The organism is Streptomyces sp. NPDC006450 (genome assembly GCF_040612195.1).
GTDB lineage: Bacteria > Actinomycetota > Actinomycetes > Streptomycetales > Streptomycetaceae > Streptomyces.
The window spans coordinates 1-16,248 of record NZ_JBEXPT010000140.1 but is presented as its reverse complement, the minus strand read 5'-3'; the positions used below and the strand labels follow the sequence as shown (position 1 = coordinate 16,248).

The window sequence follows — 16,248 nt, the reverse complement described above, 5'->3', positions numbered from 1 at the left end:
TGGCGTTTTTGTTTCTTTATGAGTCGTGTGGGTGGGTGGTGTGGGGGGTGATGGGTTGTTGGGTGTCGGTGGGCCCGCACCTGCCCCCCGCGGCGTCGGGCCCCCCGCCCCCCCCCCCCGCCCCACCCACCCCCCACACCCCCCCCCCCGCCCGCCGGGGCGCACGTCGACGTGCGCCGGCCGGGCTCCGGGACCCCACCCCTCCACCGAAGGGCACAGCCATGTCCAAGATCGCCGTCCTGACCAACGACCTCCAGTACGAACTCGTCGAGAAGAACCCCGAGCGCGTCGCCGCCGTCGAGGCCGCGACCCCCCACTTCACGGGCTTCCTCGACGAGATGCGCAGCCGCGGCCACCACATCTTCCACCTGCAGCTCGTCAACGACCCGGACGACCCGAACGCCGAGCGCTACGACGGCTACCTCCCGGTCCAGCGCGGCACCCACGGCGCCGACATCATCGAGGCCTTCCTGGCCCCCGAGGACGTCGTCATGGAGAAGAGCAAGGACTCGGGCTTCTACGAGACCGACCTGCACGACCGCCTCCAGGCCCTCGGAGTGGACACCGTGCTGATCACCGGCATGCAGACGCAGATATGCGTCCAGACCACCGCCGCCGACGCCTTCTTCCGCGGCTACAACATCTGGGTCCCGTCCGACTGCGTCGTCTCGGCCCGCCTGGACGACAAGCAGCGCGCCCTGGACTGGCTGGAGGGCTACTGCGCCACGGTGACCGACTCCGCCGAGGTCATCCGGGTCCTCGACGCCGAGGGCGGGCTGCCCCGCAAGAACATCAAGACCCCGTGACCACGCCCCTCTCCCCGACGCCCCATTCCAGAAAGGAACCGGCATGACCACGAGCGTGGATCCCACCGAATTCATCGTCCTCGACCACGGCACCGGCGCGAAGCTCAGCCAGGACCTGCTCCAGGTGATCGCGTCGACCCTCGGCGACGTGTACATCGGCATCATGGAGGACAGCGCGATCCTCAAGATCGAGGGCGACCGCATCGCGATGACCACCGACTCCTTCGTGGTCGACCCGCCGTTCTTCGGCAACGGGGACATCGGGAAGATCGCGGTCTGCGGCACCGTCAACGACCTGGCCGTGGCGGGCGCCCGGCCCAAGTACCTCACCCTCGGGATGATCCTGGAGACCGGGCTCCCCATCGCCAAGCTGGTCCGGGCGCTGGAGTCGGTCCGCGACACCGCCCGCGAGGCCGGCGTACAGATCGTCGGCGGGGACACCAAGGTGGTCCGCAAGGGCGAGGCCGACCAGATCTACCTGAACACCGCGGGCGTCGGGGTCTTCGAGCGCGAGCCGCTCACCATGACCGACGTGCGCCCCGGCGACAAGGTGATCCTCAGCGGCCCCATCGGCAACCACACGGTGCACCTGCTCTCCATCCGCGAGGGACTGGGCTTCGAACAGCGCGTGGACAGCGACTGCGCTCCGCTGGCCGGCCTCGTCGACACCGTCCTGTCCCACACGGCGCCCGGCGCCGTCCGCTCGATGCGCGACGTCACCCGCGGCGGCCTGACCGCCGTGCTCCACGAGTACGCGGGCAAGCTCGGCCGCACCATCCGCGTCGCCCAGGACGACCTGCCCATCCAGCACGAGACGGCCATGGCCGCCGACATGCTCGGCATCAACCCGCTGCACTGCGCCAACGAGGGCTGCCTGGCGCTCTTCGTGGACCCGGCGGCCGAGGCGGAGGTGCTGGCGGCCCTGCGCTCCGAGCCCTACGGCAAGGACGCGGTGACCATCGGCGAGGTCTCCGAGGACACCGAAGGCCTGGTGCTGCTGCGCGACACGGACGGCCGCGAGACCCAGCTGGAGGAACTCCTCGGCGCCGAACTCCCCCGGCTCTGCTGAGACAAGGGACCGAGGAGACCGCCATGAGCACCGAGCAGACCGTCACGGAGAGAGCCGTCGGGACCGGCAGCGCCGGCAGCGCTTATGACGAGTGGCGCATCCGCGTCACCGGCGTGGTCCAGGGCGTCGGCTACCGGCCGTTCGTCTACAAGCTGGCCCGTGAACTCGGCCTCTGCGGCTGGGTTCGCAACGATCCCGAGGGCGTGCTGGTGGAGGCGTCCGGACCGGTCGCCGCCCTGGAGGAGTTCGCCGCGGGCCTCAGCGGCCGCGCCCCCGAGCTCGCCCGGGTCGACGAGGTCCGCCCGACCCGGGGACTGGACCGCGGCACCGTGCCCGCGGGCCCGTTCACCATCGTGCACAGCGAGCACACCGGAGCCCGGTCCGCGCTGCTCCCGGCGGACACCCACGTCTGTGGCGACTGCCAGGCGGAACTTCGCGACCCGAAGGACCGCCGGCACCGCTACCCCTTCATCAACTGCACCAACTGCGGGCCCCGCTACTCCATCATCCAGGACCTGCCGTACGACCGTCCGATGACCACCATGGCCACCTTCACCATGTGCGCGGACTGCAAGGCCGAGTACGAGGACCCCATGGACCGGCGCTACCACGCACAGCCCAACGCGTGCCCGGACTGCGGCCCCCGGCTGCTGCTCCGGGACCGCGAGGGGAACGGGGCCGAAGGCGACGAGGCGCTCCTGCGGGCCGCCCGGGTGCTCGCGGACGGCGGGATCGCGGCCATGAAGAGCGTCGGCGGCTTCCACCTCGTGGTGGACGCGACCAACGCCGAGGCCGTGGCGCTGCTGCGCAGCCGCAAGCGCCGCGACTCCAAGCCGTTCGCGGTGATGGTCCGCGATCTCGCCACGGCGCAGGGCCTGGTGGAGCTCTCCGAAGCGGAGATCGACGTCCTGCGCTCGCCGGCCCGCCCCATCCTGCTGGCCCGCAAGCGCGCGGGCTCCCTCCCGGAGTCCGTGGCCCCGCGCAACCCCAACCTGGGGATCATGCTGCCCTCGGCACCCCACCACCACCTGCTGCTGGACGAGCCCGGCCTCGAAGCGCTCGTCGCCACCAGCGGCAACATCTCCGGCTACCCCATCGCCTACCGCAACGAAGAGGCCCTGGAGCAGCTCTTCGAGATCGCGGACGTGATCCTCTACCACGACCGTGACATCGAGATCCGCGTCGACGACTCGGTGGTCCGCCTCTCCGACCACCCCGAACTCGACGAACCGCTGCTCCAGTTCATCCGCCGGGCCCGTGGCTACGCCCCCTACCCGGTGGACGTCGGCCGCGAGGTGGCCCCCGTGGTCGCCCTCGGCGCCGAACTGAAGACGACCGTCGCCCTCACCAACGGTTCCCAGGTCTTCCTCAGCCAGCACATCGGCGACCTCAAGAACGACGAGACCTTCGCCGCGCACCACCGCACCGCCCGGCACCTGGCGCAGCTGTACGCGCTCAAGCCGGAGGTCACGGCGCACGACATGCACCCGCAGTTCCGCTCCACCCGGGCCGCCCTGGACGACGACGGCACGGGCCCGGCGCTCCCCACGGTGGAAGTCCAGCACCACCACGCCCACATGGCCTCCTGCATGGCGGAGAACCACGTGAGCGGCACCACCCTCGGCGTGATCTTCGACGGCTTCGGTTACGGGGACGACGGCACGGTCTGGGGCGGGGAGTTCCTCCTCGGGGACTTCGCCGCCTACCGCCGGGTCGGCCGGATGCGCGGCCTGCCGCTGATCGGCGGCGACCAGGCCGTACGCGAACCCATCCGCACCGGGTACGCGCTCGCCCTGGACGCCTTCGACGGGGACGGGGACCGGGCCCTGGCGGCCTTCCCGGCCCTCGCCGCCCTCGACGCGCAGCGCCGGCAGGTCTTCGCCACGATGGCCGCCCGCGGGATCAACTCCCCGCCCACCTCCAGCATGGGCCGGCTCTTCGACGGGGCCGCCGCCCTCGCCGGGGTCTGCGCGAGGGCCGAGTACGAGGCCCAGGGCCCGATCGAGCTGGAGGGGCTGCTCGACCGCGACGCCACCCGCGAGCCGCAGGCCTCGTACCGCTTCGGGGCCTACGAGGCCGACGGACTGACCGAGGTCGACCCGCGGCCCGTGATCCGGGCCATGGCCGCCGACATCGCCGGCGGGCTGCCCGTGGACCGGATCAGCCGCCGGTTCCACACGGCCGTCGTCGAGATGGTGCGCGAGCGCTGCAAGGCCCTGCGGGAGGAGACCGGGGTCAACCAGGTCGCCCTCTCCGGAGGCGTGTTCCTCAACGAGTTCCTGCTGCTCAACTGTCTGACCGGGCTGACCGCCGACGGGTTCGACACCTATGTCCACCGGCTCGTCCCGACCAATGACGGAGGGATCGCCCTCGGCCAGGTCATGGTCGCCGATGCCCGCTCACACCTGAGGAAGTGACGACGTGACCACCCTCACGCCGGACGAGATGTACACCTTCGTCGAGGCGCGCGAATCGGGCGCCCGGACCTACGCCAACGCCTTCGGCAAGCTCCTCGCCGAAGGCCGCGGAGCACGGATCCGCGACGGGCACGGACGCGAGTACCTGGACTGCCTCGCCGCGGCGGGCACCCTCGCCCTGGGGCACAACCACCCGGACGTGCTGGCCGCGGTGGGGGAGTACCTCACCTCCGGTCAGGTCCAGCAGGCGCTGGACCTGACCACCCCGGCCAAGTACGAGTACCTCCGGGCGCTGTACGCGCGGCTGCCGGGCACCATGGCGGATACCTTCAAGACGCAGTTCTGCGGACCGGCGGGCACCGACGCCACCGAAGCCGCCATCAAGCTGTTCAAGATCGCCACCGGCCGCCGGACGGTGATCTCCTTCCACGGGGCGTACCACGGCATGACGGCGGGCGCCCTCGCCCTCACCGGCAACCTGGGCGCCAAGCAGTCCGTGCCCTCGCTGATGCCGGACGTCCACCACCTGCCCTACCCCTACGACTACCGCTGCCCCTTCGGGATCGGCGGCGAGGCGGGCATCCAGGCCGGCCTGACCTACATCGAGCGGCTGCTCACCGACCCGGAGAGCGGCATCACCACCCCGGCCGCGATCTTCGTCGAAGCCGTCCAGGGCGAGGGCGGGGTGATCCCGGCGCCGGCCTCGTGGCTGCGCGGTCTGCGGGAGATCACCGCCCGGCTGGACATCCCGCTGGTCCTGGACGAGATCCAGGCCGGCTTCGGACGCACCGGCACCATGTGGGCCTTCGAGGAGTCGGGGATCGAACCGGACGCCGTCCTCGTGTCGAAGGCGGCCGGCGGAGGCTTCCCGCTGTCGCTGCTGCTCTACCACGGCAAGTACGACGCCTGGACGCCCGGAGCCCACGCGGGCACCTTCCGCGGCAACCAGATCGCCCTGGTCGCGGGACTCGCCGCGATGCGGGTCACGGAGGCCGAGGGGCTGATCGAAAAGGCCGCCGCCAAGGGCGAGTTGATCGCCACCCTGCTCGGCCGGCTGGCCGCGGGCCATCCCGAGATCGGCCAGATCCGCGGCCGGGGCCTGATGTGGGGCATCGAGATCGTCGACCCCGCGGGCCCGGCCGACCGGCTCGGGTCGCGGCCCGCCGACGGGGCCCGGGCCAAGCGCATCAAACGCGCCTGCCTGGACCACGGGCTGCTGCTGGAGAGCGGCGGCCGGCACGGCGCCGTGATCCGGCTGCTTCCGCCGCTGGTGATCACCGACGAGGAGATCCACGAGATGGCAGCGGCTCTGGAGAAGGCTCTGATCGACTGCGTCTGAGCCGGATCGGCCGGCTCGGCACGGCAGAGCACGGATCCGCGCGGCACGAGGTCGTCACCGACCCGGCGCCGCACCGGATCCACGAACGTGAGGACAGGGACATGACCACGGGAACGAACAACGGTCAGCACGGCGGCGAGTGGCGGGTCGACTTCGACGCGGAGGTCGTCTTCAGCAACGGAGGCGCCCTGCAGATGCAGGGGTTCCGCCTGGACATCCCCGGCGACGACATCGCCGACGGGGAACTGGGCGAACTGATCGTCCGCCACCTCGGACTGCTGATGGTCGGCAGTACGAAGATCACCCGCCGGGAGCTGCTCCAGGAGCCGCACAAGGGCTCCCGGAACACCGGTGCCGCCGGATCGGGCCGTACCACGACGGACCTGACCGGCCCCGCGACCCGGGCCGCCTGGCCGACGGGTTCGGACGGGGCAGCACCGGGCCTGGCCGGCCTGGTGGACCTTCCCGTGGTCCTGGTCCGGCTCCTCGGAGCCGGGCAGCCGGTCGCCGACCGGCTGGCGCTGGCGCCCTTCGACCTCACGGGGCACGCCGTCGTCGTGCAGACCGGCCGCGCGGCCGGCCCGTACCTCACCGAGGACGCCGTGGCACTGCTCGCCGGGCAGGGCGCGCTCCTCGTGGCCACGGACAGCCGCGAGGGCAACGGGCCGGTGGCGGCGGCGCTCGCCGCCGCCGGCCTGCCCGCCCTCACGGGTCTGACCGGCCTGGACGCCCTCCCGGCGACCGGGGTCCGGCTCCACGCCGTGCCCTTCCCCGGCCAGGACACCTCATTGATCAGGGTCTACGGAGTAACAGATGACCAGCACTAAGCACGCCGGCCTCCCCGCGGCCGGGGCGGCGGAAGCCGGTGCGGAAGCCGGTGCGGTGGCCGGTGCGGTGGCCGGTGCGGAGGCGGCCACCACCGCCCCCGCGCCGGCCCGGCGCCCCTGCAGGGAACTGGCCGCTGCCACCGTCGGATCGGTCGTCGAGGCCTACGACTGGACCATCTACGGCATCCTCGCCCCCTACTTCGCCGAGGCCCTGTTCCCCGGCACCTCGCCCACCGCCAAACTCATCGCCGCCTACCTCGGCTTCGCCCTCGGCTTCCTGGTCCGCCCGCTGGGCAGCGTGCTCATCGGCCGGCTCACCGACACCCGCGGCCGGCGCTACGGACTGACCCTCACCGTCGGCCTGATCGCCGCCGGCTCCCTCTTCCTCGCCGTCATACCGGGCTACGCCTCCATCGGCCTGGCGGCTCCGCTCCTGGTGGTCGGGGCCCGGCTGGTGCAGGGCCTGTCGGTCGGGGCGGAGAACCCGAGCGTGGCCGCGTACGTCACCGAGACCGCACCGGCCGGGCGCCGCTACTTCTACAGCGCCGTCTCCTACGGGGGCGTGGTGTTGGGCAGCGCACTCTCCTTCGTCGTCATGAACGTCCTGCTCGGGGTGTTCGGGGAGAGCGGAGTCGAGGACGGCGCCTGGCGCTACGGCTTCGTCTTCGGCGCACTGCTCGGGCTGACCGCCCTGTGGATCCGGCGCGGGGCGGCGGAGAGTTCCGTCTTCACGGCCTCCGCGGGCAGGGCCGTGCAGGGAGCGGCCCCGCCCGCGGAAGCCGCGGAAGCCGCGGAAGCCGCGGTGGAGGCGGCACCGGTGGTGAAGGCGCCGAGCCCCTGGCCGGTGCTCCGGGCCCATCTCGGCCGCCTCGCCGTGGTGTTCGCCATCACCTCAGGAGCCACCACCGCCTTCTACTTCGTCACCGTCGACTTCCCCTCGTACGCCGAGAGCGCCGGGTCCGCCACCAAGGAGGAGGCCTCCGCCGCACTGCTCCTCGGCATGGTGGCGCTCCTCGCGGCCATGCTCGGCGGCGGCAGGGCGGCCGACCGGTTCGGCGCCCTGCCCGTCCTGCGCCTCGGTTTCGCCGGGCTCGCCCTGGGCACCGTGCCGCTGCTGGCGGCCATGAACTCCGGACGGGTGCCCGTCCCCGCCGTCACCGTGGTCCTGCTCTTCCTGCTGGGCCTCCCGCTCGCGGTGAGCAACGTCTTCGCGGGACAGCTGTTCCCGCCGGCGGTGCGCGCCGTCGCCGTGGGGCTGCCCACCGCGGCCGCGATCAGCCTCTTCGGCGGCACGTTCCCGATGCTCGCGGAACTCCTGAGGTCGGCGGGTCTGGGCGCCTGGCTGCCGTGGTGGCCCGCACTGACCGCCGCGGCGGCGCTGGCCGCCTCATGGGGTGTGCGCGAACACCCCGGTCGCGAACAGCCCGTGTCCGTAACCCCTCATGCCTGAGAAGGACGTCATGACTGCACTGCTCGAAGGTCTCGACTCGCTGATGCCGGCCCTGGAGGCCGACTACCGCGAGCTGCACACCCACCCCGAACTCGCCTTCCAGGAGAAGCGGACGGCAGCCCTCGTCGCCGAGCGGCTGGCCGCCCAGGGCGGCTGGGAGATCACCACCGGCGTCGGCCGCACCGGCGTCGTCGCGGTCCTGGGCAACGGCGACGGACCGGTGGTCATGCTGCGCGCCGACATGGACGCGCTCCCCGTCAAGGAGGCCACCGGGCTGCCCTACGCGAGCACCGCGACGGCCACCGACGAAGCGGGCGCCGAGGTCCCCGTGATGCACGCCTGCGGCCACGACCTCCACGTGGCCGCGCTGATCGGGTCCTGCGCCCTGTTCGCCCGTAACCGCGGGGCCTGGAGCGGCACCGTCGTCGCCGTCTTCCAACCGGGGGAGGAGAGCGGCTACGGAGCCCGCGAGATGGTCGAGGACGGCCTCTTCGAGCGGTTCCCGCGCCCCGACGTGATCCTCGGCTCGCACGTGGGACCCGGCCCCGTCGGCCTCATCGCGACCCTGCCGGGCACGGTCATGGGCGCCACCGACTCCCTGACCGTCAAGCTCTTCGGACGCGGCGGCCACGGCTCCAAGCCCGAGGCGGCCGTCGACCCCGTGGTGATGGCGGCCTCGCTCGTGCTGCGGCTCCAGACCGTGGTCTCCCGCGAGATCGCCGCCCAGGAGCCGGTGGTGGTCACCGTCGGCAAACTGCACGCCGGCACCACCGCCGCGGTCATACCCGACACGGCCGAACTCGGCATCAACGTGCGCACCAGCTCCGCTCCGGTCCGCGAGAAGGTCCTCGCGGCCGTCGAGCGCCTCGCGCGCGCCGAATCGGCCGCCGCGGGCGCCACCGCCGACCCGGAGATCACCTCCGTCTACCACCTGCCGATGACCGTCAACGACACCGAGAGCGCCGCGCGCGTGGCCGACGCCCACCGCGAGCACTTCGGGGCCGGCGCCGTCATGACCATGGGCCCGACCACCGCCAGCGAGGACTTCGGCCTCCTCGCCACCGCAGCCCGGGTCCCCTCGGTGTACTGGTTCTACGGCGGCCTCGACCCGCAGGCCTTCGGCGAGGCCTTCGCGGCCGGCAAGCTGGACGAGCTCCCGCAGAACCACTCCTCCACCTTCGCGCCGGTCGCCGGACCCGCGCTCTCCGTCGGCGTCCGCACGATGGCGACGGCCGCCCTGCCCTGGCTCGCGGCCGCCTCCGCGGCCGATGCCGACGCCGACGCGGGTGAGGGGGGCGAGGCGGCATGAGCGCCGACCGGCCGCACATCATCGTCCTGCACCGCTGGCGGGACACCCACGCCCACTACGCCGACTACCTCGACCACACCACCGCGCACGTCACCTACGTGAGCACCGAGCTCGGCCGCGCCTCGTTACCGCGCACCGCCGCCGCGGTGGCCACCGTCGGGCTGACCGACGACCTGCCCGCCGTCCGCGCCGCCGTCACCGGGCTCGTCGCCCGTTTCGGCGCCCCGGCACGGCTGGTCGCCCTCAACGAGGGCGACCTGGACACGGCCGCGCTGATCCGCGAGGAGTTCGCGATCCCCGGCCAGCACACCGCCGAACTGGCCGTGTTCCGCGACAAGCTGACCATGTGCCGTACGGCCGAGGCCGCCGGCCTGCCGGTACCCGCCTTCGCCCCCGCCCCCGACCCGGCCGCCGTGCTCGCCTTCGGCGGGGCACACGGCTGGCCGCTGGTCGTCAAACCGCACCGCGGCACCGCCAGTCGGGGCGTGGTCCGGATCGACTCCGCCGCCGAACTGGCCGCCCTGACCGGGCTGGCCGCGGCGCTCGCCGCCGAACCGCACCTCGTCCAGAGCTACGTGGACGGGCCGATCCTGCACATCGACGGCCTGTGGGAAGGCGATTCGCTCGGCAGCTGGACCGTCTCGCGCTACGTGGGCGGCACCTGCGCCGACTTCACCCAGGGCACCTGGCTCGGCTCCGTGGAGGAGGACGACCCCGCGCTCCTGGAGGCCGTCGAGGCCTTCGCCGCCGCCGTCGGCCCCGCCCTCGGCGGCTCCCAGCCCTGGGTCTTCCACCTGGAGGCCTTCGTCACCCCGGCCCCCGACGGCGGGCCCGCGCTGGTCTTCCTGGAGTGCGGTGCCCGGGTGGGCGGCGGGGAGATCCCCTTCACCTGGCGCGACGTCCACGGCATCGACCTGATGGCCGCCGCCGTGGACATCCAGCTCGGCCGGACCCCGGTCCTGCCGCCGCTCAAGACCGGCGAGGTCGGCGGCTACCTGCTGCTCCCGCTCCCGGTGCCCGCCCCCTGCCGGGTCGACGCGGCCGGCTGGGTACGGGAACCCGCGCCCGGCCGGCTCCCGTACGCCGTCAAGCACACCCCGGTCGGCTCCACCGCCCCGGCGATCAGCGGCTACGAGCACGTCGGCACCCGCTTCCGCTTCCGCGGCGCCTCCACCCGGGAGGTCGAGGCAGCCATCACCGAGTCCGCCGGCTCCTTCCGCCTGACCTGCGTGCCCGTCGGAGCCCCACCGGCCGCCGCCGGTCGGACGGACTGACCCCCACCACACCTCCGCACCACCTCTCGCACCCCCTGTTCTCCAGGGCGAACCGGCTCCACGCCCCGTACCGAAAGGAATCCACCGTGGTCCCCATGACCTCCGAACGCCAGCGCGTCATCCTCGTAGGCAGCCGCATACAGCAGTACCGGGAGTACGCCCTGGCCTCCCTCGCCCAGCACTACGAGGTGACCCTCGTCGCGCCGGAGGCCCCCACCTGGCAGGCCCGCTACGTGGACACCCACCGGATCGCCGACACCACGGACGCCGCCAAGCTGTACGCCCCGGTCGCCGACCTGCGCGGCGAGGTCGCCAATGCCGCGATCGTCACCTGGGACGAGTGGTCGCTCGTCGCCGTGTCCGCGGTCGCCAAGAAGCTCGGCATGCGGGCCATGGACCCGGCGGCCGCGAAGACCTGCCGCGACAAGTACGCCACCCGCCAGGCCCTGGAAGCGGCCGGCATGGCCGCCGTCCGCTACGTCCCGGCCACCACCGAGGACGAGGCCGTCGCCGCCGCCGAGTCCATCGGTTTCCCGGTCGTCGTCAAGCCCCGCACCCTCGGCGGCAGCTTCGGCGTGATGATGGCCCGCGACGTCGACGGCCTGCGCCGGGCCTTCCGGCTCGCCTCCACCAGCCGGCTGCGCGGCGCCGGTACCACCGCCTCGGTCCTGATCGAGGAGTTCGTCGAGGGCCCCGAACTGAGCGTGGACAGCGTCGTCGTGGACGGCCTGGCCACCCCGGTGTGCGTGGCCCGCAAGCGCCTCGGCGCCCACCCGTACTTCGAAGAGGTCGGCCACCTCGTCACCGACTGGCGCCACGAGCCGTGGGCCGAAGCCGTCACCCAGCTGGTCCAGGACTCGCACCGCGCCGCCGGAGTCGACTACGGCGTCACCCACACCGAACTGCGCGTCGCCGCGAACGGTCCCCGCCTGATCGAGCTCAACGGCCGCCTCGGCGGCGACCTCATCCCGCACCTGAACAACCTCGCCACCGGCGTGGACCTGCCGCTGGCCGCCGCCAGGATCGCCTTCGAGGAGACCCCCGACATCACCCCGACCCGTGCCCTCAGCGCCGAGGTCCGCTTCCTCTACCCGGCCTACGACGGCGCAGTCGACCGCGTCGTCCTGCCGGCCCCCGAGGACGTCGAGGACCTCGCCGAGGCCGTCGCCCTGGTCGAGCCCGGCGACGAGCTGCTGCTCCCGCCCCGCGGCCTGACCCCCCGCTCCGCCGCGCTCATCGCGGTCGGCGAGACCCCGGCCGCCACCCGCCGCGCCCTGGACCGCGCCGAGGCGCTCTCCCGTACGGAGGTCTCCGGAGTCGCCGCGCACCGGCTCGGCGCCCGCGTCGAGAACGCCGTGACCCGCCGCTTCTTCGACCACGAGCGCACCGCCGCCCGACAGACCGTCTCCGGAGTCCGCGGCGTGGAGTGGTTCCGCTACGGAGCCGGCGGCGGCGAGGGGCTCAACCGCCCCGTCTTCCTCAGCGAGGCCGACGTCACGGGCCTGGAGAACGACCTGAACGGCCTCTTCGAACTGCTCAAGGCGGTGCCCGCCCGGCTCTTCGGCGGCGACCTGCGCGCCTTCGCCACCGCCGTCGGCATGTCCCCCACACAGGCCGACCTGGTCCTGCGCGGCTCCACGGACGAGCTCGCCCCGCTCTCCCGCGCCGACCTGTACCGCGAGACCGGCGGCTTCCGCGTCATGGAACTCAACACCGGCTCCTCGCTGGGCGGCTGGCAGATGGGCGAGTTCGCCCGCGCCCTGATCCAGGACGCCGAGTTCGCGGAGTTCGCGGCCGCCGAGAGCCTGGTCTACCCCGACCCGCTCGCCCGCATCACCGAGGTGCTGCGCCGCCAGGCACCCTCCCTCGAAGGCATCGAGCGGCCGCTGCTCGCGATCACCGACTGGCCCGAGGGCTTCGAGAAGTCCAAGTGCTGGATGGAGTTCGTCGTACCGGCCTTCGAGCGGCTCGGCTTCGAGACGATCGTCTGCCACCTGGGCGACTTCGCCTACGACAACGGCAGCGTCCTCCACCAGGGCCGCAAGATCGACGTGGTCTACCGGATGTTCCTGCCCGGCGAAATGCCCGACGAGCCCCGCACCTACGACCTCGTCAACCCGCTGCTCGACGCCGTCGAGGCCGGCACGGTCGAACTGTTCGCCCCGCTCGACTGCGAGCTGTACGGCAACAAGGGCAGCCTCGCGATGCTCAGCGACGAGCGCAACCGCTCCGTCTTCACCGAGGCCGAGCGCGAGCTGATCGACCGGATCCTGCCCTGGACCCGATTCGTCCGCGACGAGAAGGTCACCTTCGGCGGCGAGAAGATCGACCTGCTGCCCTACGCCATCGCCAACAAGGACCACCTGGTCCTCAAGCCCACCCTGCTCTACGGCGGCGTCGGCGTCACCCCCGGCTGGACCACCGACCAGAAGGAATGGGTCGCCAAGCTGCGCCAGGCCGTCGACGGCCCGTACGTCCTCCAGCACCGCCTGCTGCCGACCACCGAGCGGTTCCTCTCCGAGGACGGCGAGACCTGCGAGGACATGGCCGTCGCCTACGGAACGCTGATGGTCGACGGACGCTACGCCGGCACCCTGGCCCGCGGGGTCACCGACCCGGCCGTGGGCATCGTGAGCATGCTGCGCGGCGCCCAGATCGGCTGCGCGTTCCACGTCGACCCGGCCGCCGAGGGAGTGGAAGCGAAATGACCGGCATCGGGAACGGGGCCGCCGAGCCGGTGGAGGAGACGGCGGCCGCACCACCGGCCGCCGCGCCCTCCACGCTCTGGCGGGACCCGGAGTTCCTCAAGTTCTGGTCCGGGGAGGCGATCTCACAGGTCGGGGCCCAGGTCACGACCCTGGCGCTGCCGCTCACCGCGGTGCTGACGCTCGACGCCAGCTCCTCCCAGGTGGGCTTCGTCAACGCGGCCTCCTACGCCCCGTTCCTGATGGTCACCCTCCTGGTCGGCGTCTGGGTCGACCGGGTGCGGCGCAGGCCACTGATGATCATGGCCAACGTGGGGCGTGCGCTCCTGGTCAGTGCCGTACCGCTGCTCGCCGTGCTCGACCTGCTCCGCATCGAGTACGTGTACGTCGCCGCGCTGCTCGTGGGCACCCTCACCGTGGTCTTCGACGTGTCCTACCAGTCGTACCTGCCGACCCTGGTCGGCAAGCAGCACCTGGTGGAGGGCAACAGCAAGCTCCAGGGAACCAGTTCGCTGGCCCAGATCGGCGGGCCGGGGCTTGCCGGTCTGCTCATCGGCTGGGTCACCGCGCCCTACGCGCTGCTGATCAACGGGATCTCGTACCTCGTCTCCGTGCTGACGCTGCTCGCCGTACGGCGCGTCGAGCCGGAGCCGGTGCCCCAGCAGGACCGGACCGGGATCCGGACCAGCATCGCCGAGGGCATCCGGATCATCTGGGACAGCGCCCACCTGCGGGCCTGCGCCCTCCAGTCCGGGCTGTACAACCTGTGCTGGATGTCCCTCCAGACGGTCTTCGTGCTCTACGCGGCCCGCACGCTCGGCATCTCGCCGGGTGGCATCGGGCTGCTGCTGGGCACGGGCGCGGTGGGTTCCCTGGTCGGCTCGATGCTCGCCCAGCGGCTCAAGCGCAGGACCGGGCTCGGACCGGCCATCCTGACGGCCCTGCTGCTGTGCTGCCTGGCACCGGTGGCGATCCCGGCCGCTCCGGCGAACGGCGGGGCGGCCTCGCTGGCCCTGTTCGTCGCCGCGTTCGGCCTGATCGGCGCGGGCGGCACCATCGCCAACATCCACATCATCAGCCTGCGCCAGTCCATGACCCCGGATCACCTCCTGGGCCGGATGAACGCCGGATACCGCTTCGTCTCCTGGGGCACGCTCCCGCTCGGCGCCCTCCTGGGCGGCTGGCTCGGCGACCTCATCGGGCTGCGGGAGACGCTCTTCGTGACCGCCGCGCTCTTCCTGACCGCGGTCCTGGTGGTCCTGAAATCGCCGGTGTGGCGCCTGAAGGACTTCCCGCCCCAGATCGTCGCGCAACCGCGGAAGGTGGACGCAGGATGAGCGCCGCGCAGCAAGCCGCCGCCCCTCGTGGCATCGAGAGCCTCCTCGCCCGCCGGACCGGCTGGGGCCGCTCCGACGCGGTGAGCCGGATCCTGGCGGCCGCCGCCGCCCCCGGGGTGCTCTCGATGGCCGGCGGGATCCCGGCCCCCGACAGCTTCCCCGTGGCCCGGCTCGCCGAGGCCACCGACCGGCTGTTCGCCGGGTCGGGCGGGTCTGCGGCACGAGCGCTCCAGTACGCCCCCACGGACGGCATCGCCCCGATGCGCGAGGTGATCGCGGCCCGGGCGAGCGCGACCGGGGCCCCCGTCGGCCCCGAGCGGGTGATGGTCACCGCGGGCAGCCAGCAGGGCCTGGACCTCGTCGCCCAGACCCTCGTCGACGAGGGCGACGAGGTGGCCCTGGACGACCCGAGCTACCTGGGCGCCGTCCAGGTCTTCCGGCGGGCCGGAGCCCGGCTGCTGCCGGTGCCCGGCGACGCGGAGGGGATGCGCACCGACGTACTGGAGGAGCGCCTCCTCGCCGGGGCCCGGCCCAAACTGGTCTACGTCGTGCCGCACTTCCACAACCCCACCGGAGCCGTGCTCTCCGAGGAGCGGCGCCGCCATCTGGCGGAGCTGGCCGAGCGGTTCGGCTTCCTCGTCGTCGAGGACGACCCGTACGGGGACCTGGCCTTCGAGGGGAGCCGGCTGCCGTCCACCGACGTCCACAGCGGGCGGGTGGTCCGGCTCATGAGCCTGTCCAAGACGGTCTGCCCGGGACTGCGGGTGGCCGGTCTGGTCGCCCCGGCCGAGCTGATCGGGGAGCTGGTCGCCGCCAAGCAGTGCGGGGACCTCCAGACCAACACCTTCGGCCAGTACCTGCTCGCCGATCTGCTGGGGGACCCGGAGTTCCTGCCGGCCCACCTGGCGGGCCTGCGCACGCTGTACGGCGGCCGGGCCCGCGCCATGGAGACGCTGCTGCGCGAGCGGCTGCCCTGGCTGGACTTCGAGCGGCCGCGCGGCGGGCTCTTCTTCTGGTGCCGGCTGACCGATCCCCGCGTGGGCTCGGACGCGCTGTACGCGCACGCGCTGGCGCGGGGAGTGGCCATCGTGCCCGGCACGCCGTTCTGCATCGAGGAGGACGGCTCGCGGGTCCTGCGGCTGTCCTTCGCCTCCCTGGACGGCGCGCAGCGCCGGGAAGGGGTGTCGCGGCTGGCCGAGGCCTGGGAAAAGGCCCTCGCCGACGGGCCGTGACCCGCTCTCCGTCCTCCGTCTTCCCTCCCGCTTCCTCTTATCCGTCCACACCCTTAAGGAGCAAGGCCGTGACAACGACGTCGCCCGCACCGGTGACCGCCGATTCCCTGGTGGCCCGGCTGTTCCAGGTGATCGACACCCGCTCGTGGGACCGGCTCGGCGAGGTCTTCGCGCCGGACGCCGTGTACGAACGGCCGGGCTACCCGGCGCTGGAGGGTCTCGACCGGATCCGCCGGTTCTACGAGCACGAGCGGATCATCACCTCGGGAGCCCACGAGGTGAGCCAGGTGACCGGGGGCCTGGCCGCGGCCGCCTGCTGGGGGCGCTTCCAGGGCGCCGACAGGGACGGCAGGACCCTGGACGAGGCCTTCGCCGACACCTACCTCGTGCGCGACGGCAGGATCGAGCGCCGCAAGACCTTCTTCTACCGTCCGGCGATCTGACCGCCGGGCCGGGTCCGGACCGCCGGGGGGCGGTCCGGAC

Annotated in this window: 12 protein-coding genes; all 12 read left to right on the top strand. The window is 72.8% G+C overall.

Annotated elements, in window-relative coordinates:
* The first annotated feature begins 221 nt into the window (after window positions 1-221).
* The 12 genes from ABZY57_RS28510 (at window position 222) to ABZY57_RS28455 (ending at window position 16,208) form a co-directional block, all read left to right on the top strand.
* The gene (locus ABZY57_RS28510) at window positions 222-806 is read left to right on the top strand and encodes an isochorismatase family cysteine hydrolase (RefSeq protein ID WP_250739586.1); all 585 of its coding nucleotides are present in this window, start codon (window positions 222-224) and stop codon (window positions 804-806) included.
* Between the two features lie 43 nt (window positions 807-849).
* A complete protein-coding gene (hypE, locus tag ABZY57_RS28505; RefSeq protein WP_356516721.1) occupies window positions 850-1,875 on the top strand; it encodes a hydrogenase expression/formation protein HypE in 1,026 nt (341 codons plus the stop codon).
* Between the two features lie 23 nt (window positions 1,876-1,898).
* Complete coding sequence (gene hypF / locus ABZY57_RS28500; RefSeq protein ID WP_356516719.1) at window positions 1,899-4,292, top strand: carbamoyltransferase HypF; 2,394 nt, start codon at window positions 1,899-1,901, stop codon at window positions 4,290-4,292.
* Between the two features lie 4 nt (window positions 4,293-4,296).
* Window positions 4,297-5,631, top strand: coding sequence for a diaminobutyrate--2-oxoglutarate transaminase family protein (locus tag ABZY57_RS28495; protein ID WP_356516717.1), 1,335 nt, complete (start codon window positions 4,297-4,299; stop codon window positions 5,629-5,631).
* Between the two features lie 101 nt (window positions 5,632-5,732).
* A complete protein-coding gene (locus ABZY57_RS28490) occupies window positions 5,733-6,458 on the top strand; it encodes a hypothetical protein (protein ID WP_356516715.1) in 726 nt (241 codons plus the stop codon).
* Window positions 6,445-7,908: an MFS transporter gene (locus tag ABZY57_RS28485; protein ID WP_356516713.1), complete on the top strand. Its 1,464-nt coding sequence runs from the start codon at window positions 6,445-6,447 to the stop codon at window positions 7,906-7,908. The genes ABZY57_RS28490 and ABZY57_RS28485 overlap by 14 nt, the downstream gene beginning before the upstream one ends.
* Window positions 7,909-7,918: 10 nt before the next feature.
* Window positions 7,919-9,217: an amidohydrolase gene (locus tag ABZY57_RS28480; RefSeq protein WP_356516711.1), complete on the top strand. Its 1,299-nt coding sequence runs from the start codon at window positions 7,919-7,921 to the stop codon at window positions 9,215-9,217.
* Window positions 9,214-10,491: a biotin carboxylase gene (locus tag ABZY57_RS28475; RefSeq protein WP_356516709.1), complete on the top strand. Its 1,278-nt coding sequence runs from the start codon at window positions 9,214-9,216 to the stop codon at window positions 10,489-10,491. The genes ABZY57_RS28480 and ABZY57_RS28475 overlap by 4 nt, the downstream gene beginning before the upstream one ends.
* Window positions 10,492-10,586: 95 nt before the next feature.
* A complete protein-coding gene (locus tag ABZY57_RS28470) occupies window positions 10,587-13,199 on the top strand; it encodes an ATP-grasp domain-containing protein (RefSeq protein ID WP_356516707.1) in 2,613 nt (870 codons plus the stop codon).
* On the top strand, window positions 13,196-14,533 hold the full coding sequence (locus ABZY57_RS28465) for an MFS transporter (protein ID WP_356516705.1): 1,338 nt from the start codon (window positions 13,196-13,198) through the stop codon (window positions 14,531-14,533). Before ABZY57_RS28470 ends, ABZY57_RS28465 begins: the two co-directional genes overlap by 4 nt.
* Window positions 14,530-15,765: a PLP-dependent aminotransferase family protein gene (locus ABZY57_RS28460; protein ID WP_356516704.1), complete on the top strand. Its 1,236-nt coding sequence runs from the start codon at window positions 14,530-14,532 to the stop codon at window positions 15,763-15,765. Before ABZY57_RS28465 ends, ABZY57_RS28460 begins: the two co-directional genes overlap by 4 nt.
* 68 nt (window positions 15,766-15,833) lie before the next feature.
* Complete coding sequence (locus ABZY57_RS28455; protein ID WP_356516702.1) at window positions 15,834-16,208, top strand: nuclear transport factor 2 family protein; 375 nt, start codon at window positions 15,834-15,836, stop codon at window positions 16,206-16,208.
* Window positions 16,209-16,248: the final 40 nt, after the last annotated feature.

What these genes read in the sequence shown, in the direction of transcription:
- ABZY57_RS28490 (WP_356516715.1), top strand. Translation starts at nt 5,733, where the DNA reads ATGACCACGGGAACGAACAACGGTCAGCACGGCGGCGAGTGGCGGGTC.
- ABZY57_RS28470 (WP_356516707.1), top strand. Translation starts at nt 10,587, where the DNA reads ATGACCTCCGAACGCCAGCGCGTCATCCTCGTAGGCAGCCGCATACAG.
- ABZY57_RS28465 (WP_356516705.1), top strand. Translation starts at nt 13,196, where the DNA reads ATGACCGGCATCGGGAACGGGGCCGCCGAGCCGGTGGAGGAGACGGCG.
- ABZY57_RS28510 (WP_250739586.1), top strand. Translation starts at nt 222, where the DNA reads ATGTCCAAGATCGCCGTCCTGACCAACGACCTCCAGTACGAACTCGTC.
- ABZY57_RS28460 (WP_356516704.1), top strand. Translation starts at nt 14,530, where the DNA reads ATGAGCGCCGCGCAGCAAGCCGCCGCCCCTCGTGGCATCGAGAGCCTC.
- hypF (WP_356516719.1), top strand. Translation starts at nt 1,899, where the DNA reads ATGAGCACCGAGCAGACCGTCACGGAGAGAGCCGTCGGGACCGGCAGC.
- hypE (WP_356516721.1), top strand. Translation starts at nt 850, where the DNA reads ATGACCACGAGCGTGGATCCCACCGAATTCATCGTCCTCGACCACGGC.
- ABZY57_RS28480 (WP_356516711.1), top strand. Translation starts at nt 7,919, where the DNA reads ATGACTGCACTGCTCGAAGGTCTCGACTCGCTGATGCCGGCCCTGGAG.
- ABZY57_RS28485 (WP_356516713.1), top strand. Translation starts at nt 6,445, where the DNA reads ATGACCAGCACTAAGCACGCCGGCCTCCCCGCGGCCGGGGCGGCGGAA.
- ABZY57_RS28475 (WP_356516709.1), top strand. Translation starts at nt 9,214, where the DNA reads ATGAGCGCCGACCGGCCGCACATCATCGTCCTGCACCGCTGGCGGGAC.